Genomic DNA, 21,182 nt, shown 5'->3' on the forward strand with positions numbered 1-21,182 from the left:
GACCCCATGCCGAACTCAGAAGTGAAACAAAACAGCGTCGATGATAGTGTGGGCTTCCCATGTGAAAGTAGAACATCGTCAGGGCCTTATAAGAAAAACCCGTTGCAGTAATGCGACGGGTTTTTTGCTGTTTGGGGTATAGAGATTTGAGATTTAAAAATCTCGCGAGGTAAACTCGCTCCTACCATAGACTCGCTCCCACCACAGTATAAACATGTATCGTGGGAGACGGTTTACCCGCCGATTTGTGAATTCATAATATTCTGTGGGAAAGTATTTATTGATCCCAAATTACCATTACTTTTTAATGTACTGTCCCGGTGGTTTGCCAAAGACTTTTTTAAACGCATTGCTAAATGCGGCGGTAGATTCAAAACCCAAATATTCGGCTGCTTGTTGCTGAGAATATCCATCTTTCAAAAGCTCAATTGCTTTGATAGCTCTTAGTTTTTGGCGCCAATCACTGAAGCCCATCATAAAACATTTGTGGAATAAGCGGTTGAGTGTCCGGGTTGATGCGCCGACTTGATCACTCCAGGCCTCCAAGCTTATTTTGCATCCTGGATTTGTATGTAGCTCGGTCACAATGGGTAAGATCCGAGCATCCTGTGCACTTGGAATAAAAAAGTGGCACGTTGCAGCTGACGTTAGCCTATCAATAAAGACCGTAATAAATCGCTCTGTTTTTTCATCTAGGTGGTACTCTTCCTGCCAAGTACAGATCTCCAGTATAAATTGCTTCAGTAGTTCATCTACCGCAATTAGCTTCGCTTTATTCCCTAGCAACTCGGTGTATTTATTGTCGATATAGACACTACGAAAATCTCCACCGTAGCGACAATACGTCTCATGTGGAAGGCCTGGAGGTAGCCACAAAGCTTGGTCGGGAGGGATCACGAAAGTGCCTTCAGGAGTCACAATTGTAATGACTCCATTGCTTGTATATGCAAGCTGTCCCCACTCATGTTGGTGCCGTTGAACATGCTCCCACTCTGCTTTTTTACCGCTCTTGGCAGGATTGGCCGGCCAAGTGTTGGCTTTAAGAAGCGCTTATATTTGGGTTGAATACGCCAAGGAGAAGTTGTCTGTTTTGATAAAGAACTTGGCATAATTGTGTATATCTGAAATTGACGTGTGGCCATATTATAGCCATAACTTTTTAATAGTTGTGCTTTATGTGGAGATAATCATGAAGAATGCCTCTCAAGGATGGCAAAGTCCTTTTAATTTCTTAGTGCTCGCTACCATTGTTATGGCAGTTACATTCGCAGGCTGGATGGCCATGCTCAATAACTTTGCGATTGAAGCCGCAAACTTCAATGGCGCTAATATGGGAATGTTGCAATCTCTGCGTGAGATCCCCGGATTTTTAGCGTTTACAGCGGTGTTTGTTTTATTGGTGTTAAAGGAGCAGACCTTCGCACTGATCAGTTTATGTTTGTTATCGCTTGGTGTCGCCATTACGGGCTTGTTGCCTACTATTTATGGTTTGTATGCAACCACAGTGTTAATGTCGATAGGTTTTCACTATTTTGAGACACTGAATCAATCACTCAGTTTACAATGGTTCAATAAAGATGAGGCACCGGCCAAACTGGGTATCTTGCTCTCTATTAAATCCATTGCCTCTCTGATCGCCTATGCGGTGATATGGCTGGGTTTTAGCTACTTCTCTGCAGACTATAAGTGGATGTATCTGCTTATTGGAGGGGTTGGCTTTATCATTACGCTATTTATGTTTATCGGCTTTCCAACCTTTGAAATGCATACTACGCAGCATAAAAAGCTCATTTTGAGAAAAGAGTACAGCCTATATTACGCCTTGATTTTCTTCTCGGGCGCGAGAAGACAAATATTTATGGTGTTTGCGGGTTTCTTAATGGTGGAAAAATTTGGTTTTGATGTTGCACAGATCACCGCGCTTTATATGTTGAATCATTTGATAAACATATTTATCGCCCCCAAGATTGGTCAAATGATTGGGCATATTGGTGAGCGTAAAACACTGACAATCGAATATGTGGGACTAATTTTTGTATTTATTGGTTATGCATTGGTAGAGTCAGCAAGCTTTGCTGCAGCGCTTTATGTCATCGACCATCTGTTTTTTGCGATGGCCATTGCACTCAAAACTTATTTTCAAAAAATTGCTCGGCCAGAAGACATCGCAGCAACGGCAGGGGTTAGCTTTACCATTAACCATATTGCAGCGGTAGTGATCCCAGCAAGCTTTGGCTTAGTATGGTTATACGATCAATCCTTAGTGTTTTACTTTGGTGCTGCACTTGCGGTGTGCTCATTGGTGTTGAGTCAATTTGTGAATACAGCCAATGTGCAGGAAAAGCTGGCTAAATCCGTGTGATGCTCCAGCATCACACGAATAGTGACATTGCAGTTTAGACACTGCGACCACACCAAACAACACGCCCTGCAATGCCGTGACTGTCGGCATTATCAGCGGTGATCTCCCAGCTCGGGTAATCAGGGTTATCACTGATCACTTTGAGCTGAGAGTGCTTTTGTCGCACTCGCTTAGCCATGAGACCCTCTTCCGTTTGAATGATATAAACCGCATCTTTACTGGGTTGATTCTGTGAAAGGTCAATGAGTACCATATCGCCGTCTAGCAACGTGGGCTGCATACTATCACCACGGATAGAGACAAAGGCGAGCTTCTCTGAATACACGCCAAGATGGGAGTTTAGCCAACGACGGTTGAGTGCAAACTGCTCGGTGACTTCCTCATGACCTATTACACTACCCATACCTGCACTGGCCTCAATATCAAGTTTAGGTATGAGGGTAAGTTCATCTTTAAACTGACCTTGTGGTTTATCTAAGGGTTGTTCACCAGTAAGTAACCAGTTCAGATCAACGGCAAATAGGCTATAAAGGTGCTCAAGATATATCATTGAAGGGCGACTTAAGCCGCGACAAATACGGTAAATATGGGAAGGGGATTTACCTGTTAACTGGGCAAATTGGCGCTTATTGCCGCCTGCAAATTGCTCGACTAAGGTTACAAATCGTCTTGAAAATGCCGTACTCATCTCTTAATTATTCTCTTTATAGCGCCTAAACCCGCAAGCATACTGAGCTAAGCCTTATCTGTACAGTCTCGCTGCACTAGTTGGACATTTTATAAACGAGCATAATCAAGGACGAATAATGGCCTAAAGAGAGGGGTTATTTCATTAGACTAAGGTCGTAGTGAGTTGGGTTGTACGAAATTTGTCCATGCTGGTAGGCTAGAATCGCAAGTTAACATTTATTTAAACTCGGCACGACTTGCTTTAGCCGACATACAACATGGAAAAAGGTAATGAAATATACAAATTTATTAATTGCACTTCCGCTCTTGGGCGCGATGGAAGTTGCACTGGCGGTTGACTGTAGCAACTTAACGCAATGGCAATCACAGCAGGTATATACAGGTGGTGATGCTGTCACCTATCAGTCAGCTAAATACACCGCGAAATGGTGGACACAAAACCAAAACCCAGCGCAAAATTCTAATACTTATGATGTCTGGCAAGCAAACGGTAGTTGTGATCCTGTAACGCCATTGCCCCAGGTTTCGGTCACCTCTCCAAGCAGTAACGCACGAGTGTTAGTGGGTTCATCAGTTAGCCTAGCTGCGGCGGTAAGCCATCCGCAAAACACGGCTATCGACAGTGTTGAATTCTATCTCGATGGCACGCTGGTCGCCTCTGACAACAGTGCACCTTATGAGGTGATGTGGCAAGCGCAGGGGCTAGGTAATCGCGCATTAACTGTCTCTGCAACTGATGTGTCTGGGGCACGAGGTGAATCGAGTGCGGTGAACTTCAGTGTCGTGTCTGACGAGGTTCCTCCTGGCGACCCTAATTTTAAAATTGTCGGCTACTTTCCAAGTTGGCAGGGTGCCGTGAGTGATATTCAGTTTGATAAACTCACCCATATCAATTACTCATTTTTACTACCCAATGCAGATGGCACACTGAGACCACTTGAAAATTTGAGCAAAATGACAGCGCTAGTAAATTCGGCTCATGCCAACAATGTGAAAGTGGGAATTGCCATTGGTGGCTGGAACGGGGGGGACGATAGTGCATTCGAGACATTCGCCAGTTCACAGCAAGGTAGAGCCCGTTTCGTGCAAGAGGTCATTGCGTTTGTAGAGCAGCATAATCTAGATGGTGTTGATATGGATTGGGAATATCCAGATCCCGGTGCTTCAGCAAATAACTATGCATTACTGATGAAGGAACTAAGCGTTGAGTTACGCGCCAGAGGTAAATTCTTGACGGCAGCTGTGGTGGCGCTTGGTTATACTGGTGGTGGCGTGTTGGAATCTGTATTCCAAGATATCGACTTTTTAAATTTGATGGCGTACGACGCGAACAATACTGATCATGCTTCTATGCAATACGCCAAAGACTCAATAGCTTACTGGCAAGGTCGTGGGCTTAGTAAAGAAAAAACGGTATTAGGCGTACCATTTTATGCAAGACCTACTTGGAAAGCGTATCGCACCTTACTGCAGGAGAACCCTGCCAATGCCTGTCGCGATAGTGATGGTAGCAGCTACTACAATGGTATCCCGACGATCCGCGCAAAAACGCAGTACGCTAAGCTCAATGCCGGTGGCATTATGAATTGGGAGCTATCCCATGACAGTAATGGCCCTGCGTCGCTATTAACAGCGAAATGGGAAGTTGCTAATGGTGTAACACCAAGCTATCAATGTCAGTAAATTATTACTTATAACTCAGCTCGGCGGCGAGTGAGAGCTGGCCGTTGAGCATATAGAGAGTTTGACTGAGAAATAGGCTAACTACATATTTTTATAATATCTAGCCTATATATGGTGGGAAATGCTTATAAACAGCGTTCCATTACGCTGCAGGTAACAGCCGGTGAACTTGGACGTTGGCACCAGTAATCGTTATTAGTCGTTTCGCACATAACGCCGGTTTCTGGTCCTCTACCACCGGCTGCTTGCGGTGTGAGCTTTGCGGCTAGTTGACTCTGTTGATAGTCTAATTGTTTTAGTTTTTTCTTTGCTAGGGTAAGTTTCATATTATTTTCCTTTGAAATAAGAATGTCTTAATAGACTATTTCACCCTACTGTATAGTTTACTAAATGTACAGATTAAAGCGGTGACTACCCAGCTGTTGGGTAGTCACCTTATGTTTAAAGCGCTTTAAAACGAATAGCAACGCCGCCGCCAGCAGCCAGTTTTAATATCAGTTTGTCGGCACTTGTTACCTTTTTGCGGTAAATATTCATTTCATACGGGTTTTGTTTCCATTCGGCTTTATTACCGTCCGCGTAGATTTGCGCTTCAAAGGTTTTACCTGACTCAAGGAAATCTAAAGTAATAGGAATTTCTCTTGCTTCCTCGTCAGTTACTGCGCCTAAGAACCAATCGTTACCACTATATTGTTTATGCTTGCGCTCCTTTCTGGCAAAGACAACATAGTCACCCACTTCTCCTGCAAGTGCGATACTGTGTTCCCAGTCGGTGGGTACGTCTTTAATAAACTGAAAAGCATCTGGCTTAGCGAGGTAATTTTCTGGCAAATCGGCCGCCATTTGAATTGGACTATAAAGCACAACATAAAGCGCTAATTGTTTGGCGAGGGTGGTTTGTGGGCGGTTGGTTTTATCGCCAAGGCCGTTGAAGCCCATGTCAAAAATACCCGGAGTAAAGTCCATAGGGCCTGCTAACATGCGGGTAAAGGCAAGCATTGGCACATGCTCTGGTGGGTTTGGTGGCGTGCCCCATGCGTTGAACTCTTGCCCTCTTGCACCCTCTCTCGCGATCCAGTTTGGATAGGTACGACGCAGGCCGGTATCTTTGATTGGTTCATGTGTATTGATACTGATCTTGTGCTTGGCCGCAAGTTTGACGTTGTCTAAGTACTCATTTGCCATAAATTGACCGTCGTGCCATTCGAATCTGGCATTGCCCTTGGCATCAATGCGTTTGATGTTGCCACCATCGGCTACGTAACCGGTTTTAACTTGGCGAACGCCTGCTTTTTCGTAGAGTGCGAAAGCCGCCTCCATTTGATTGCGATAGTTGCTGACGTTACCAGACGTCTCGTGATGACCTATTAGGCGTGTACCTACTTTTTCTCCGTGCTTGGCTATTTCATCAATATTAAAGTCAGCATAGGCGTCGGTAAAGCTAAAGACATCACCGTTGAAGAACCAGTCGCCATCCCAGCCGATGTTCCACCCTTCAACCAACACGCCATCAAAGCCATGGTCAGCGGCAAAGCTCAAATATTCTTTAGTACGCGCCGTAGTCGCTCCATGTTTATCGCCGCTGCCCCAGGTATTTTTGTTGATGTGCATGCCCCACCAAATGCCGATGTATTTACCCGGCTCAACCCAAGATACATCGCCGAGCTTATTTGGTTCGTTGAGGTTTAAAATAAGGTGAGAGTTCAACAAGTCGGTGGCTTCATCGCCTATTTGCAGGGTGCGCCAAGGTGTATTGAACTTACCATTGGTTTTGACAGCAACGCCGTCTGACCAAGGTGTTAGATCGGCAACAAATGTTCCTGGGCGACGCTGGTTTAAGGTCATGCCCGCATAGTCAATTAGGGCCGCTTCATGCACACTGATATGAACCCCGTCTTGATTCTTTAAAGTAAATGGGGTGTGCACATGTGGGGCATCGTGCAGTGGTGTGGTGTTGTATACATATTCATAGCGATTCCAGCCACGAGCAGGGATCCACCACGCTGTACTTTTATCACTTTGTGCAAAGGCGAATTCGGTCAATTCTCTGGTGATATTAAGCGCTTGATTTTGAGCAACCTCATAGCGAAAGCCGACACCGTCATCAAATACTTTTACACGCACAGTATATTGCGGCGATTTGTCTGCCTGCTTAGCAAAGGTGACAGCAAGCTCATTGTGCTTATCTTGGATCACTCGGGCTTCGCCCCAAGGCTGTTGCCAACTGCTATCGACGCTATTACGCTGATGTGTGGTGATACTTAAGCCATCGCGCATCGATGCAGCTGTTGCGAAATCAAAACCAAGTTTAGACGGTTGAATAATGGTTTTGTTGTTAAAGCTGACTTGGTAGGTCGGCTGGCTATTATCATCACTCAAGGTAAAAGTGATTTTGCCATCTGGCGAACTCACAGCTAAAGATGCGGCAAAGCTCGTAGTCGTAAACAAGCTTAATCCGATCAGGGAAAGTGACATGGGGCGCATAGTTTTTCCTTCTTGTTGTCGGCACGAAAATTCGTGTTCTTTTGCACATAAGCTAAGCTTACTGTTGTATGCTAACGTTCACGTAAAAGTTGCATACGTATTCATGCTGTAAATGCGATGAATGTAATAATTATTCCGCTCGGTCTAGTGTAGACAAGCTAAGAAAAATAATAAGGATAGGTTGAACTGCTTATGCTAAACCTAACAATTTTTGGGCGTATTGCTGTTGTGATGGCAATGCTACAAGCCGGTCTAGTCAATGCCCTTGAAGTGCAAATAGTCGATGCTGATAAACAGCCGCTCGCGAATGCCGCGGTGTGGTTGCAAGGAGATAGCTTTGATAACAAAAGAACGATGCTAGATTATAAAATGGAGCAAAAGGATAAGGCGTTTGTGCCCCATATCTTGATGGTGCAAGCTGGCACCCAAGTCTCGTTTCCGAATTTAGATCCTATTCTGCACCACGTCTATTCGTTCTCTGCTGCAAAGCCGTTCGAGCTTAAGTTGTATCGCGATGACCCGAAACAAGTATTATTTGATCAAACTGGTGTGGTTGAGCTTGGCTGCAATATTCACGATTGGATGCTGGGTTATATCGTGGTTGTAGATAGCCCATTATTTGCGGTAACGGATAGCAGCGGCAAAGTATCAATCGACCTAGGTGCTCAGCAAGCCAGCGCACTAAAGCTGAATGTATGGCATGAAAGATTCGAAAATATAGACAAAATAGAACAGCATCCGCTCTCCATCGTGAATAACACTCAAGCAATTACCTATCAAATTAAGCAAACACTGGTTGCTCCACTTCAGGATTTCTCCGATGGCTTCGATGATTACTAAGCTAAGCGCCGCTTTGGCATTATTCGCCATAGGGCAAGCAGGTGCCGTTGAGATTTCTGGACAAGGGCAACTGCAAACGACCTGGCAGCATGATGATAATCGTAAAGCTTGGTATCAGCCTGGATGGGGCGTTACGCGTTTTGGGAAAGGGGAGTCAGATATTACGCTTAGTCGAGGCGCTATTGATTGGCGTGTAGATTTTGCTAGCGCTTGGTCTTTGCACGGGGTAACACAGTATGTGCCAGACCCAGATGACAAGCTCGGTTTTACAGAACTGTATTTGCAATATCGAACACTACCCAAAAATGGCCATCGCTTGATTGTTCGAGCTGGTGGCTTCTATCCGAAGTTTTCTATTGAGAACCCAGATATTGGTTGGTCATCACCCTATACATACCAGTATTCGGCTATTAACGCTTGGATAGGTGAGGAAGTGCGGGTATTTGGCGGTGAAGTCGCGATTGAGCAGCCGCAGACGCGCCGTAGCCGAGGTCAGGGATTCAAAGGTGTGTTTGGTGTTTTTAAGGGGAATGATCCGGCTGGCACTTTACTCGCATGGCGAGGCTTTACCGTGCATGATAGGCAGTCGGTGTTTAACGAAAGTCTCCCCTTTGCCGCGGTAGAGTCGTTGAACACACCGCAGCTACAACATCAAGCACAGCATGTTGAACCGTTTTCGGAAGTAGATGGCCGATTTGGTTATTATCTTGGATATCATCGCGAATTTTCAAACCGCAGTGAGATCAATGTCTATTGGTACGATAATAATGGCGATCCAAGTAAGATTAACTACCGAACTGGGCAGTATGCGTGGGACACTAAATTTATTAGTGCAGCTTGGCGTTACAAGTTAACCCCGCAGACGCATATACTCGTACAAGGCATGCTGGGTAATACCGCCATGGGTGTCAATCGCGGCGTTGATAATGACTTTAATAGTTGGTTTTTGCTACTCACACATCAGCGTGATGAGTGGCGCTTTTCCTTACGGGGGGAGCAGTTCAAAGTCATCGACAAAGATGATTGGCAGTTCGACCCAAACCAAAGTGATGGCCATGCACTGACCGCTACAGTGAAGTATCGAATTAATAGCAATTGGCTGGTGGGCGGTGAGTTTTTGAGTCTGACAACCACAGTTGCAAACCGCGAGGCCTTTAACGGAAAGCCCAAGCAAAGCGATAATGTGTGGCGACTCAGTGCGGAGTATCGTTTTAATTTATAACAATAAACGTGACGCCCAAGGTGTCACGCTTATTCATGCCATACGATACGTTAGTCCAGTAGACGATTAATGCCGTTTAAGGCTGCAACGCGATAGGCTTCGGCCATTGTTGGGTAGTTAAAGGTAGTATTGATAAAGTACTCGATATTATTACCCGTTCCTTTTTGTTCCATAATGGCTTGGCCGATATGGATGATCTCGGATGCACGTTCACCAAAGCAGTGAATACCTAATATCTCTTTGGTTTCTGCATGGAACAAAATTTTCAAGCTGCCGACTTCAGTGCCTGTGATCTGTGCACGAGCCAAATGTTTAAACTGGGCGCGACCCACTTCATAGGGAATGCGCGCAGCGGTGAGTTCTTGCTCAGTTTTACCAACAGAGCTCATTTCTGGAATGGTGTAAATGCCGGTTGGGATATCGGTGATCAAACGATCATCACAGGCACCATGCACAATCGCATTGGCCGCAATACGCCCTTGATCGAACGCCGCACTGGCTAGGCTGGGATAGCCAATCACATCTCCTACTGCGAAAATATTATCCACTTCAGTTTGATAGTGTTCGTTGACTTTAAGCTGGCCACGGCTATCAGCCTTTAGACCTACGCTTGCAAGGTTGAGTGTTTCGGTATTACCGGAGCGGCCATTGGCCCATAAAATGCAGTCTGCGCGTACTTTCTTGCCAGACTGTAGATGCACAATAACCCCTTTGTCATGGGTCTCTACTTTCGCAAACTCTTCGTTATGGCGAATAACAATACCATTATTCCAAAAATGGTAACTGAGTGCGTCAGAGATCTCGGCATCCATGAAGGCCAGTAAGCGGTCGCGGGTATTGATAAGATCTACCTTTGCGCCCAGTCCTTTAAAGATTGATGCATATTCACAGCCTATGACCCCTGCGCCGTATATCAATACGCGCTGAGGATTATGCTCAAGGCTTAAAATAGTGTCACTGTCGTAGACGCGAGGGTGGTTAAAATCAACGCCTGGTGGGCGGTATGGACGCGAGCCTGTGGCTATTACAATGGTTTTAGCGGTGAGTAACTCTTGCGAACCATCTTGGTGAATGACTTGTACTGTATGCGCGTCAACAAAGCTGGCATCGCCTTGAAACAAGTGGATGCGGTTACGACCATAAAAGCTAGAACGCAATGTTGACTGTTTTGAGATCACATCACTGGCATGGTGCAAAATATCTTGAAAGGTATGGCGCTGCGGGCGCTCGGTAAAACGATAAAGTGGATTCGCTTTATACTCAATTAAACGACTGACAGAATGGCGAAGCGCTTTTGAGGGAATGGTGCCCCAGTGAACGCAGCCACCGCCAACTGCATGCTGGCGTTCGATAACCGCGACTTTCTTACCACTTTTAGAGAGGTTCATGGCGGCGCCTTCGCCGCCAGGTCCGGTGCCTATAATAATGGCATCGTATTGATAGGATTGTGGAACAGTTTCGGTTTTTTCTGCAGCTTTTTTGCTCACGGCCTCACCCCTTTAGTTATTGAGGCCGCTGAACGTTATGCCGTTTTCAGTAGCCTCGAATTTAGTGCAATCCAAGCTTGTTTTTGGCTTTCCCAAGCTTGTTCTAGCTCTTTATATTGTTGCATCAGTGCGGAATGTTCGCACTGTGCAAGTACTGCCTCTTTCTTCGCTTCGAGTACCTGCTTTTGCACAGTACAGTAGTTTTGAAGCTTTTTAAGAAGTAAATCATACTCTTGTTGTAACAATGTAAGCTTATCTTGCGCCAAAGGCAATTTTGCGAGACTGACTTTAGTCTTATTCAACAAGGTCTCCGCTTTGGCTTTTTCAATGCGCTCAACCGGAGTGCGTTTTAGCTTACTGGCAAGGCCTAGTGCTGCAAAAGTGCGGATCAGCCATTTAGTTGGGTCATAGTGATACCAGCGAATACCATTACGGTAGTCGCTGGCAAAAATATGATGAAAGTTATGGTAGCCTTCACCGTAAGTGAATAGGGCTAGCAAACCATTGTCTCGCGCGGTATTTTTTTCGGTGTAAGGACGACTACCCCAAATGTGCGCCAGTGAATTGATAAAGAAGGTAAAGTGTTGACTGAGTACGAGTCTGAGTACGCCCGCAAGTAACAACATGCCAAACACATTTCCGAGTAATAAACCTAGCACTAACGGGATGCCGATATTCGTAAGTAACACCAATTTCATATAGTGCTTGTGTTGCCACATCACGATAGGGTTACGTTGTAAGTCTCTGGCGTTATTATAATCACCGTAAGTCTCGCCTTGATAATCTCTCAGCATCCAACCGATATGGCTATACCAGAAGCCTCGTGTTGCGGCGTACGGATCTTTTACTGGGTCGTCGACTTGGCCGTGGTGTACACGGTGATCGCTACTCCAATGTAATATACTGTTTTGTAACGCGAATGCGCCACCCAACGCAAAAATAACTTGAATCACAGGATGGGCGTCATAGGCTTTATGCGCCCATAAACGGTGATACCCTGCGGTGATCGACAGACCGGCGTAAAACATACAGGCAACAAAAGCTACCCAGTGGCTGGTGGTATAGCCGTATTCAAAGCCATACCAAGGCACCAAAGTGATCGCAGCTAAAAACGATAAGCTAAAGAACAGCACATTGGTCCATAAAATGGGTGGTTTTTTCATCAATTAATCTCAAAATCTAATTTCAGCGTACAACTGTACGCTAAAATAGTATTTCATTCTTGCTGCGTCAAGGTTTAGACTGCGGTTTATTGTTCTTATTTTTCGAAGCGAATTGGGGAAAGTCCATGGCTGGTGTACGCGCCCAACAAAAACAGAAGACCCGTCAAGCGCTTATCGAAGCGGCATTTAATCAACTAAGTGCTGAGCATAGTTTCTCGAATTTAAGCCTGCGTGAAGTCGCGCGAGAGGCGGGTATCGCACCTACTTCTTTTTATCGACATTTTAAGGATATGAACGAGCTCGGGCTGACTATGGTAGATGAAGCGGGTTTAACCTTGCGACAATTAATGCGCCAAGCAAGACGTCGCATCGCTAAAGGTGGTAGCGTGATCAATACTTCTGTGCACACCTTCATGGAATTTATTGAGCAGTCGAGCAACCAATTTCGTTTATTACTGCGTGAACGTTCGGGTACGTCACCTGCGTTTCGTGCCGCCGTGGCTAGAGAAATCAAACATTTTATCTTAGAGCTTGCTCATTACCTTGAAACAGAAACGGGAGTAGATACCCATCACGCCCACATGCAGGCTGAAGCAATGGTCACCTTAGTATTTAGCTCTGGTGCTGAGGCTTTGGATCAAGACCCCCCACAACGCGCTGAACTGACCGAGCGTTTGAAGTGGCAGTTGCGGTATATCGCAAAAGGTGCCTCTGGTTATGCAAAACATCCAGAACCAATAAAAAAATAGCCTAAATTGGCTATTTTTTTATTGGTAATTAAAATTCAAAAATACCCTGCTCACTTCATATCCTATCTGTGTTCACTTCTGATCTTGAAATGTATTTTCTAAATTTGGCGTTATTGTGATTTTATTTGCCAATAAATCGAGATTTAAACTCTATTTTTGGGATAATTTATGCTTGATTGTCGCTTTTGAAGCATGTTAAAACATAACCAATTCATCAACAGGAACACTTAGCTCAATGAAAATGACTGCGCGTATTTCACTCCTTCTTAACCTCCTACTGGTAAACCAGAGGGGTGGGGTGTAATTGCGCGAATTGAGCGACATTTACTGTAGACACCCCGCACTTGCGGGGTTTTTTTTGGCTGAGGATAAGGGTATGCAAGATAAAGTCTGGATTTTCGATACAACATTAAGGGACGGTGAGCAGGCGTTAAAAGCCAGCTTAACAGAAGAAGATAAAATACAGCTGGCGCATACCATTAGTCGTCTCAATGTGGATGTTATGGAAGTGGGTTTTCCAGTATCAAGTCCGGCTGATTTTCGTGCGGTACAACGCATTGCTGCCGAGGTAAAAGGTCCAGCGATTTGTGGCCTTGCGCGTGCGGTTAGTAAAGATATCGACGCATGTGGCGAAGCCCTTAAAGGCGCTGAGCAGCGCCGCATTCACACCTTTATCGCAACCAGCCCTCTGCACCTAGAACATAAGTTAAGAATGAGTCTAGATGATGCGACTAGCATGGCGATTAAGGCCATTTCTCAAGCCAGAAAGTACACTGATGATGTTGAGTTTTCATGTGAAGACGCCGGCCGTACGCCACACTCAGACCTGTGTCGTATTGTTGAAGCGGCGATTAATGCCGGTGCATCTACGATTAACTTGCCTGATACCGTAGGTTATGTCACACCAGACGAGTATGCAGCGATGATTTACCATATTCGTAATAATGTGCCTAACATCGACAAAGCCAGACTAAGTGTCCATTGTCACAACGATTTAGGACTTGCGGTGGCAAACTCAATCGCGGCGGTACAAGCCGGTGCAAGACAAATCGAATGTACCATCAATGGTATTGGTGAGCGTGCAGGTAACTGCTCACTAGAAGAAGTGGCGATGATCATGAAGATGCGTCAAGACCACCTAAAAGTGCACACCGATATTCGTAGCGAAGAGATTTATCGCGCGTCACGTCAAGTTGCTAAAATCTGCAATATGCCGGTGCAGCCAAACAAGGCAATTGTAGGCGAAAATGCCTTTGCACATAGCTCGGGTATTCACCAAGACGGCGTCTTAAAAGCACAAAACACCTATGAAATCATGGCACCAGAAACCGTTGGTGTGCCGAGTAATCAGTTAAATATGACTTCACGCTCTGGCCGACATGTTATCGAGCATCGTCTTACCGAGCTTGGCTATCAGAAATCGGATTACGATATGGATAGCCTGTATGAAAGCTTCTTGGCGTTAGCCGATCAAAAGGGCACGGTTTACGACTATGACCTTGAAGCGATGATTTATTTCAACCAAATCAAAGATAAAGACGAGCGCTACCAATTACAGTTCGTCAATGCATCTTCTAACTCTCAATCTATCGCGAGCGCGACTGTGGGGATTGCCTTGAATGGTGAGCTTAAGCAAGAAGCGGCAACCGGCAACGGTCCTGTGGAAGCGGCGTTTGTAGCTATCGAGCGTATCACTGGCATGGCGGTGGAAGTGGTGGAATATAACCTTGATGCGACGGGTAAAGGGGCAAGTTCACTGGGCCAAGTCGATATTATTGCCAAGTTTGATGGTAAGCAATATCACGGTGTGGGACTTGCGGCCGACATCGTCGAAGCGTCAGTGAGAGCCATGATCCGAGTATATAACCTAATTGATAGAGCACAAAAAGTGTCTAGCCTAAAACAACAAAGGAAAGCAGGATGAGTCAAACAAACTACAAAATCGCAGTATTAGCTGGAGATGGAATTGGTCCAGAAGTGATGCAAGCCGCTGAGCTGGTATTAGATAAAGTGGCGACTAAGTTCAACTTTGCTTTAGAAAAATCACCACAAGCGATTGGTGGTGCGGCCATAGACCAATTTGGTGAAGCCTTACCCGCGGCGACATTGGCCGCATGTGAAGCCGCTGATGCGATTTTATTTGGCTCTGTGGGTGGGCCTAAGTGGGAGCATTTACCACCAAATGAGCAACCAGAGCGGGCATCCTTATTACCGCTTAGAAAGCACTTTCAGCTATTTTGTAATCTGCGTCCTGCGCAGCTATTACCCGCATTAAGCGCTGCCTCTCCACTACGCAGTGACATTAGCCAGCAAGGTTTTGATATTTTATGCGTCCGTGAGCTTACTGGCGGAATTTATTTTGGCGAAAAAGGTCGCCAAGGTGAGGGCGAAAGCGAGTCGGCGTTTGATACGCAAACCTATTCGCGCAAAGAAATCGAACGCATCGCCCGTTTTGCTTTTGATGCAGCGAGACTTAGAAGCAATCATGTGACTTCTGTAGACAAAGCCAACGTGCTGGCAACCAGTGTACTGTGGCGTGAAGTGGTCAATGAAGTCGCGAAAGAATACCCAGATGTGGCGCTTGATCACATCTATATCGACAACGCTGCGATGCAGTTGGTAAAGCAACCAAGCCAGTTTGATGTGCTACTGTGCGACAACCTGTTTGGTGACATCCTTTCTGATGAATGTGCAATGATCACGGGTTCCATGGGGTTATTACCATCGGCAAGTCTAAATCAATCGGGTTTTGGCTTATATGAGCCAGCGGGCGGCTCAGCACCAGATATCGCCGGTAAAGGAGTGGCAAACCCAATCGCACAAATCTTAAGTGCCGCGCTGATGCTACGTTATTCATTGGGGCAAGACGAAGCGGCACGCGCAATTGAAAAGGCAGTAGCAGAGGCGGTGAAAGATGGTGTAGGTACACCGGATATCTATCCTCAAGCAGGATTTACTACTATGGATGTCGCGCAAGCGATCGTCGACAGGGTTTAATAAAGGTAAGAGCAAGTGGCAAAAACATTATACGATAAAATTTGGCAATCCCATGTGGTTGCTAAATTAAACGAGCAAACCGATCTCTTGTACATTGACCGTCATCTAGTACACGAAGTCACTTCACCGCAGGCATTTGCGGGCTTAAGAGAGCAGAATCGTCCGGTAAGGTGTCCAGAAAAAACCTTTGCGACAATGGATCATAATGTCTCGACCAAGAGCCGTTCGATTGATGCTGCCAGTGAGGTGAGCAAAAACCAGCTACAAGCGTTGGCACAAAACTGTGAAGAGTTCGGCATTGTACTTTACGATTTAAATTCGATTAACCAAGGTATAGTGCACGTAATGGGACCTGAGCAAGGGATCACTTTGCCGGGTACAACGATTGTATGTGGCGATAGCCATACCTCAACGCATGGTGCATTTGGTGCGCTGGCTCACGGTATTGGTACATCAGAGGTTGAACACGTGCTGGCCACGCAAACATTACAACAGAAAAAAGCCAAATCGTTAAAAATTCAAGTGAATGGCGTATTGCGCCCGACCGTGACTGCAAAAGACTTGATCCTCGCTGTGATTGGGCAATTAGGCACAGCTGGTGGCACTGGTTATGTGGCTGAGTTTTGTGGGACGGGGATCGAAGCGCTGTCGATGGAAGCGCGGATGACGCTCTGTAATATGAGTATTGAAATGGGGGCGAAAGCTGGCTTGATCGCACCTGACGAGAAAACCTTTGCGTATTTACGTGGTCGCCCATTTGCACCTCAAGGCGAAGACTTTGATGCTGCGGTGCGCTATTGGCAAACCTTGCATAGCGACCCGGATGCTGAATTTGATCGTGTCGTGGAGCTGGATGCTGACAGTGTACAACCTCAAGTAACCTGGGGGACCAGTCCAGAGCAAGTCATTGGTATTAATGACTTAGTACCGAACCCTGACGATGAACCTAATTTAGTCAAAGCGGATGCGATGCGCAGCGCGCTGAAATATATGGGCCTCGCAGCAGGACAAAGGCTAAGCGATGCCAAAGTCGACACCGTATTTATTGGCTCTTGCACCAATAGTCGTATTGAAGATTTGCGTGCGGCGGCACAAGTGGTGGCAGGCAAGCACGTAGCGGCAGGCGTTGAAGCGCTAATCGTCCCAGGATCTGGATTAGTAAAGCAGCAAGCCGAACAAGAGGGCTTAGCCGATATTTTTAAAGCTGCGGGGTTTGAGTGGCGAGAACCGGGCTGCTCTATGTGCTTGGCGATGAACGATGATCGGCTTGGCGCAGAAAAACGCTGTGCATCGACCTCAAACCGTAACTTTGAAGGGCGTCAAGGGCGAGGCGGTCGTACGCATTTGGTGAGTCCAGCAATGGCTGCCGCAGCGGCAATTGCAGGTCACTTTACTGATATTCGAGGAGAGGCGTCATGAGCGTGTTTCATCAGGGCCTAGTTGCGCCATTAGACAAAAACAATGTTGATACAGACCAAATTATTCCCAAGCAGTTTTTAACTTCAACCAGCCGCGATGGGTTTGATAAAGCGCTGTTTTATGATTGGCGCTATCTTGACGATGGCCAGCCAGATCCGAATTTTGTACTTAACTATCGACAATATCGGGGCGCGTCAATCTTGTTAACGCGTGACAACTTTGGTTGTGGCTCGTCTCGTGAGCATGCTCCTTGGGCACTAAAACAATATGGTTTTACCGTGATCCTAGCCGAGAGTTTTGCCGATATCTTTTTTAACAATTGTGGTAATAACCAAATGCTTTGCATTGCGTTACCAGCCAGCACGTTAGATACGCTCTTCGATGCATGTGAGCAACAATCACAAGTGCATTTGAGTATTGACCTAGAAGCGCAGCAGATAAGCGGAGCGGGTATTGCACCAATTGACTTTGAGGTGCGAGAAGACATCAAAGCACGCCTCTTGAGTGGCCTTGACTTTATCGGTGAGACCGAATTATTAAATGCCCAAATTGATGCCTTTGAGCAGCAGCTTGCTACGACAAGACCTTGGCAATAATAGCTGTTTACTCAATTTAGTCGAATAATTTTGCCACAAAGCCAGAAGCTGATTAAGCTCTGGCTTTATTTGTTTTAGGTGTCTCTAATGAAAAAATTAACTTTAGCGCTACTCGTAACCTTGAGCTGTGCAGCCTTCGCGCGTCCTGCCCCGCTGGTTTCCATCCCAAGCCATGATGCATTTTTTGACGCTATTAAAGCGCATTGTGGTAAAGCCTACGAAGGCAAAGTAATGGTGGATAATCAAGGCCCAAGCAGCTTTAGCGATGCGCGTCTTGTGATGCACGTTCGTAAATGTGGCGACGCTGAGCTTCAAGTCCCATTTCATGTAGGAAAAGATGCTTCAAGAACTTGGATCATCACCAAAACAGGGAGTGGTTTGAGCTTAAAGCACGATCACCGCCATGAAGATGGCAGTGACGATGTTTCTACTATGTATGGTGGTCATACCCTAGATGCGGGATTTAATACCGTGCAGTCGTTCCCTGCTGATGAATACTCAAAACAGTTATTTGTCCAGCAAGGGATCCCACAGTCAGTCGGAAATACATGGCAGATGTATATCTATCCGGAGCAGTTTACCTATCGTTTAGTGCGTGAAGGGCGAGAGTTCCGAGTGGACTTTGATTTAACAAAACCGGTAACCGCACCAAAAGCGCCTTGGGGATATAATACCAATTGAATTAATTCTCTAATCAATTTGAAGGGTGAAATATCATATTAGCTTCGTTAAAAATTTCTCATTTAGAACAACTAAATAGCAAAATTTTTGCCTAGCTACTAAAACTATTTTCCCGCTTCAAAATAGATCATTTACTTAATACAACTGGTATAAAGACTAAACCCAGAGCGGGTTACTGAAAAAGATTTATAGCGCTAACAAAAATGTGTGGCTATTTGGCCACACATTTTACGTCTACTGTTAAGTCATTCTGGTAAGGTCTTGGCTCTAATGGCATCTTATCAAAGCCTTGGACGCCACCAAGTAATGTCAATTGTGGGTTACTGCCTTGGCATAAGCGTTTGGCATGGCGCAGCAAAAATACGCTTTGTTGCCTAAAATGCGCATAACTATCTGGCTTAATTGCCAGTCGAAAGTGGTCATCGTTATACGTGGTTTGCTCATAATGTACTTTGTGGTCAAAGTCATAGAGCTTTTCAGGTTCGCCTCGTGGAACCGGTGTATATTGGCATGCCGAGAGCAATGTTGCACCTACGACTAGGGAACTTAGCTTTAATGAATTTAGTCTCAATGATAACTTACGCATAACCGTCCTTTTAGTCTGCTACATTTACAGTATATCACATGGGAGATTAGCCACTTGCTTAACCAACTTAAAAAACTATTTCAAAGCTTGCAGGAGTCGTCACCGAAACAAGAAATCGACTTTAATACCGCGCTTGCTGCATTACTGGTTGAAGTGATGCGAGCGGACGGCAAACTACAACAGTCGGAGTTCGATAAAATTGCGGAGCTACTCAAAACACGTTGTGAATTGCCTGAACCACAAGTCAGTGCACTGATAACGCAAGCACAGCAATTGGTGGAACAGGCGGTAGATATGTATTCTTTTGCCAAGCAAGTGAATAACCACACCAGCGACATTGAGCGCATCGAGGTCATTGAACTATTGTGGCACGTTGCTTATGCAGATGGTGAACTCGACAGCCATGAAGACCATATCATTCGGAAAATAGCCGGGCTGTTTTATGTTGCCCACCCTGATTTCATTGCTGCGAAGCTACGAGTACAACAATCAGCTAGTGTATAATCCTCTATTCTAGTGAGCTAAAAACTCCTTTTGGCAGCTGTGTACAGCCTCTTTTATCATAAAGTTAACCAAGGTTGGTGAGATTTTATAAAGCTTCGCAATTTCTTTTTGTTTGAATCGACCAGTACGATAAAAGCTAATGATATTTTGATGGCGAGTTGACAGTTTTTGGATTGTTGAGTCCATGCGTCTATCCAGTTGCGCCGACTCGACTTTGTTTTCGATATCTGAATCTGTGTCTGACATGTACTCTACATGCGTTGCCTCAAGGGCAACTAAGCTTTCTCGACTTTGCTTTCTAAGCATATCGATTGCAATATTCCTAGCCACTTGGAAGCAGAAACTCGTTGTGTTATTGATTTGCGCATTTTGTGTATGTGACATGCTGCTAAGACGGATAAAAGTGTCCTGTAACGCATCTTCGGCAAGATAGGGGCATTTTAAGATACTGTTGAGATACGCGAGTACCTTCCCTTTGTTGTCTGAAATAACGTTAGCCCACTTGATAGCAAACTTGGACACAGATCACACTCCTATGTTAATTATATTTTACCATTGCAAATGAAAACACTTATCATTTACTGTGCGATCTTATTTTCTGTTATGGGTTCATGTCAAGTTAAATTAATACTTTTACGCAATTTTTTGCACCATATATTAACATTCTATTGTCATTACAATTACTGAGAAAGTTGCTAGCAGATTACGGTCAACATGGGCTTTATCTCTGCAAGGTGAGCTTGGTGCTCTCTAACAATGGAAATGGTTAAGTTAACAAAATGAAAGCTAACTGTGACTGTTCGTTGGGGGGCGGTAATCACAATGTGTTTTGTTGGGTGCTTGGAAAAAAGAGTCGGCTTTGAGCTGCTCTTAATATTGATGGTGTTGGTATGATGTTAAAGGGATATCTGTCTTGTATAAGAGCAACCTGAGCAATCTACTTTTATTAAAATTAACTCACACCGAAAAGTCAGATAAGTTACCCTGTATTTGATAACAATCAAACTCGGTCATGAGCATGAAAGTATTCGAAAAAATTTATCATAGAGCTGCCGAGCGCAAAGGCTCTGAGGCGGCGCTAAAAGCTAAGCTTAACCAACCATTGAGTGCCGAATCACTATTGGCATTAAGTGATGATCAATGGCTAGAAGAATTTACTCGCAAGATTTTCCAGAGCGGGTTTTATTGGGCGGTGGTTGATAATAAGTGGGATGGCTTTAGAGAAGTATTTTGGCAATTCTCAATTGAGAAGTTGCTTATGATGTCACCTGAAATGTATGAGCAACGTAGTCAGGATGAACGGATCATTCGTAATGCTAAAAAGGTAAAAAGTATCGCTGACAATTGCCATATGATTTTTGAAGTGCAACAACAGTATGGTCGCTTTAGTGATTTCGTCGCACACTGGCCTGAAGACAATATCGTAGGTCTGTGGATGTACTTGAAAAAGCATGGTTCGAGACTCGGTGGGAATACCGGGCCTTACGCACTTCGTGTGTTAGGTAAAGATACGTTTTTACTGAGTAAAGACGTCGAAACGGTGCTACGTGCCGAGGAGATCATAGGCGGAGGCTTACAAAGTCAGAAGTCACTGCAATCGGCGCAGCAGTTTTTCAATGAAATGCGTCAATATAGCGGGCTTAGCTTACAAGAGTTAAGCCAAATTGTGTCAATGAGTGTTGGTGATAATATTCGCTAGGCGCTAAAAATAGAGATGAT

The 21,182-nt window shown here is 45.2% G+C and carries 20 protein-coding genes; 12 read left to right on the top strand and 8 right to left on the bottom strand.

Translation table 11 applies throughout. The features are described from left to right. Positions 1-297 precede the first annotated feature (297 nt). Positions 298-477, bottom strand: coding sequence for a helix-turn-helix domain-containing protein (locus tag L1271_RS21905; protein ID WP_235368815.1), 180 nt, complete (start codon positions 475-477; stop codon positions 298-300). A 712-nt stretch (positions 478-1,189) separates the two neighbouring features. On the opposite strand from L1271_RS21905, the gene L1271_RS21915 reads away from it, so the two are divergent. After that, entirely contained in the window at positions 1,190-2,362 is a 1,173-nt protein-coding gene (locus L1271_RS21915; protein ID WP_235368804.1) for an MFS transporter, read from the top strand. A gap of 34 nt (positions 2,363-2,396) precedes the next feature. Here L1271_RS21915 and L1271_RS21920 read toward each other — a convergent pair whose 3' ends face one another. Next, positions 2,397-3,050, bottom strand: a complete 654-nt coding sequence (locus L1271_RS21920) for an XRE family transcriptional regulator (RefSeq protein ID WP_235368805.1) — start codon at positions 3,048-3,050, stop codon at positions 2,397-2,399. A 272-nt stretch (positions 3,051-3,322) separates the two neighbouring features. On the opposite strand from L1271_RS21920, the gene L1271_RS21925 reads away from it, so the two are divergent. Further along, the gene (locus L1271_RS21925; protein WP_102055848.1) at positions 3,323-4,735 is read left to right on the top strand and encodes a glycosyl hydrolase family 18 protein; all 1,413 of its coding nucleotides are present in this window, start codon (positions 3,323-3,325) and stop codon (positions 4,733-4,735) included. A 125-nt stretch (positions 4,736-4,860) separates the two neighbouring features. On the opposite strand, the gene L1271_RS21930 is transcribed toward L1271_RS21925, so the two are convergent. Together L1271_RS21930 and L1271_RS21935 are read right to left on the bottom strand one after the other, a co-directional pair. Then, complete coding sequence (locus L1271_RS21930) at positions 4,861-5,061, bottom strand: hypothetical protein (RefSeq protein ID WP_010604304.1); 201 nt, start codon at positions 5,059-5,061, stop codon at positions 4,861-4,863. A 115-nt stretch (positions 5,062-5,176) separates the two neighbouring features. Further along, entirely contained in the window at positions 5,177-7,210 is a 2,034-nt protein-coding gene (locus L1271_RS21935; protein WP_199539670.1) for a glycoside hydrolase family 97 protein, read from the bottom strand. A 201-nt stretch (positions 7,211-7,411) separates the two neighbouring features. On the opposite strand from L1271_RS21935, the gene L1271_RS21940 reads away from it, so the two are divergent. Both L1271_RS21940 and L1271_RS21945 read left to right on the top strand, forming a co-directional pair. Further along, positions 7,412-8,059: a methylamine utilization protein gene (locus L1271_RS21940; protein ID WP_102055850.1), complete on the top strand. Its 648-nt coding sequence runs from the start codon at positions 7,412-7,414 to the stop codon at positions 8,057-8,059. After that, on the top strand, positions 8,040-9,281 hold the full coding sequence (locus L1271_RS21945; RefSeq protein ID WP_102055851.1) for a hypothetical protein: 1,242 nt from the start codon (positions 8,040-8,042) through the stop codon (positions 9,279-9,281). Before L1271_RS21940 ends, L1271_RS21945 begins: the two co-directional genes overlap by 20 nt. Positions 9,282-9,331: 50 nt before the next feature. On the opposite strand, the gene sthA is transcribed toward L1271_RS21945, so the two are convergent. Both sthA and L1271_RS21955 read right to left on the bottom strand, forming a co-directional pair. Next, on the bottom strand, positions 9,332-10,768 hold the full coding sequence (gene sthA / locus L1271_RS21950; RefSeq protein ID WP_102055852.1) for a Si-specific NAD(P)(+) transhydrogenase: 1,437 nt from the start codon (positions 10,766-10,768) through the stop codon (positions 9,332-9,334). 35 nt (positions 10,769-10,803) lie between these two features. Continuing rightward, positions 10,804-11,931, bottom strand: coding sequence for an acyl-CoA desaturase (locus L1271_RS21955; protein ID WP_010374369.1), 1,128 nt, complete (start codon positions 11,929-11,931; stop codon positions 10,804-10,806). Between the two features lie 125 nt (positions 11,932-12,056). On the opposite strand from L1271_RS21955, the gene fabR reads away from it, so the two are divergent. From fabR to L1271_RS21985, 6 genes are all read left to right on the top strand, one after another. Continuing rightward, the gene (fabR, locus tag L1271_RS21960; protein WP_010374371.1) at positions 12,057-12,680 is read left to right on the top strand and encodes an HTH-type transcriptional repressor FabR; all 624 of its coding nucleotides are present in this window, start codon (positions 12,057-12,059) and stop codon (positions 12,678-12,680) included. Positions 12,681-13,056: 376 nt separating this feature from the next. Further along, positions 13,057-14,604 carry a 2-isopropylmalate synthase gene (gene leuA, locus L1271_RS21965; protein WP_102055853.1) on the top strand — a complete coding sequence of 516 codons (1,548 nt, stop codon included), beginning with the start codon at positions 13,057-13,059 and terminating at the stop codon, positions 14,602-14,604. Then, positions 14,601-15,677 carry a 3-isopropylmalate dehydrogenase gene (gene leuB / locus L1271_RS21970; protein ID WP_045989497.1) on the top strand — a complete coding sequence of 359 codons (1,077 nt, stop codon included), beginning with the start codon at positions 14,601-14,603 and terminating at the stop codon, positions 15,675-15,677. The genes leuA and leuB overlap by 4 nt, the downstream gene beginning before the upstream one ends. Positions 15,678-15,692: 15 nt before the next feature. Then, positions 15,693-17,096, top strand: coding sequence for a 3-isopropylmalate dehydratase large subunit (leuC, locus tag L1271_RS21975; protein WP_102055854.1), 1,404 nt, complete (start codon positions 15,693-15,695; stop codon positions 17,094-17,096). Then, positions 17,093-17,692, top strand: a complete 600-nt coding sequence (gene leuD / locus L1271_RS21980; protein WP_010604312.1) for a 3-isopropylmalate dehydratase small subunit — start codon at positions 17,093-17,095, stop codon at positions 17,690-17,692. Before leuC ends, leuD begins: the two co-directional genes overlap by 4 nt. Positions 17,693-17,779: 87 nt before the next feature. After that, positions 17,780-18,373 (top strand): hypothetical protein, encoded by a 594-nt coding sequence (locus tag L1271_RS21985; RefSeq protein WP_102055855.1) that lies wholly within the window; start codon positions 17,780-17,782, stop codon positions 18,371-18,373. A 211-nt stretch (positions 18,374-18,584) separates the two neighbouring features. Here the strand turns inward: L1271_RS21985 and L1271_RS21990 are convergent, their stop codons facing one another. Continuing rightward, positions 18,585-18,959: a hypothetical protein gene (locus L1271_RS21990; RefSeq protein WP_039494777.1), complete on the bottom strand. Its 375-nt coding sequence runs from the start codon at positions 18,957-18,959 to the stop codon at positions 18,585-18,587. A 54-nt stretch (positions 18,960-19,013) separates the two neighbouring features. Here L1271_RS21990 and L1271_RS21995 point away from each other — a divergent pair, with 54 nt between their 5' ends. Then, positions 19,014-19,463: a tellurite resistance TerB family protein gene (locus tag L1271_RS21995; protein ID WP_102055856.1), complete on the top strand. Its 450-nt coding sequence runs from the start codon at positions 19,014-19,016 to the stop codon at positions 19,461-19,463. 9 nt (positions 19,464-19,472) lie between these two features. Here the strand turns inward: L1271_RS21995 and L1271_RS22000 are convergent, their stop codons facing one another. Next, positions 19,473-19,985, bottom strand: a complete 513-nt coding sequence (locus L1271_RS22000) for an RNA polymerase sigma factor (protein ID WP_010604316.1) — start codon at positions 19,983-19,985, stop codon at positions 19,473-19,475. A gap of 496 nt (positions 19,986-20,481) precedes the next feature. On the opposite strand from L1271_RS22000, the gene L1271_RS22005 reads away from it, so the two are divergent. After that, positions 20,482-21,162 (top strand): DNA-3-methyladenine glycosylase I, encoded by a 681-nt coding sequence (locus L1271_RS22005; protein ID WP_235368806.1) that lies wholly within the window; start codon positions 20,482-20,484, stop codon positions 21,160-21,162. The last annotated feature ends 20 nt before the right edge of the window (positions 21,163-21,182 follow it).

This window comes from Pseudoalteromonas sp. OF5H-5, assembly GCF_021530695.1.
In the GTDB taxonomy this organism is placed as follows: domain Bacteria; phylum Pseudomonadota; class Gammaproteobacteria; order Enterobacterales; family Alteromonadaceae; genus Pseudoalteromonas.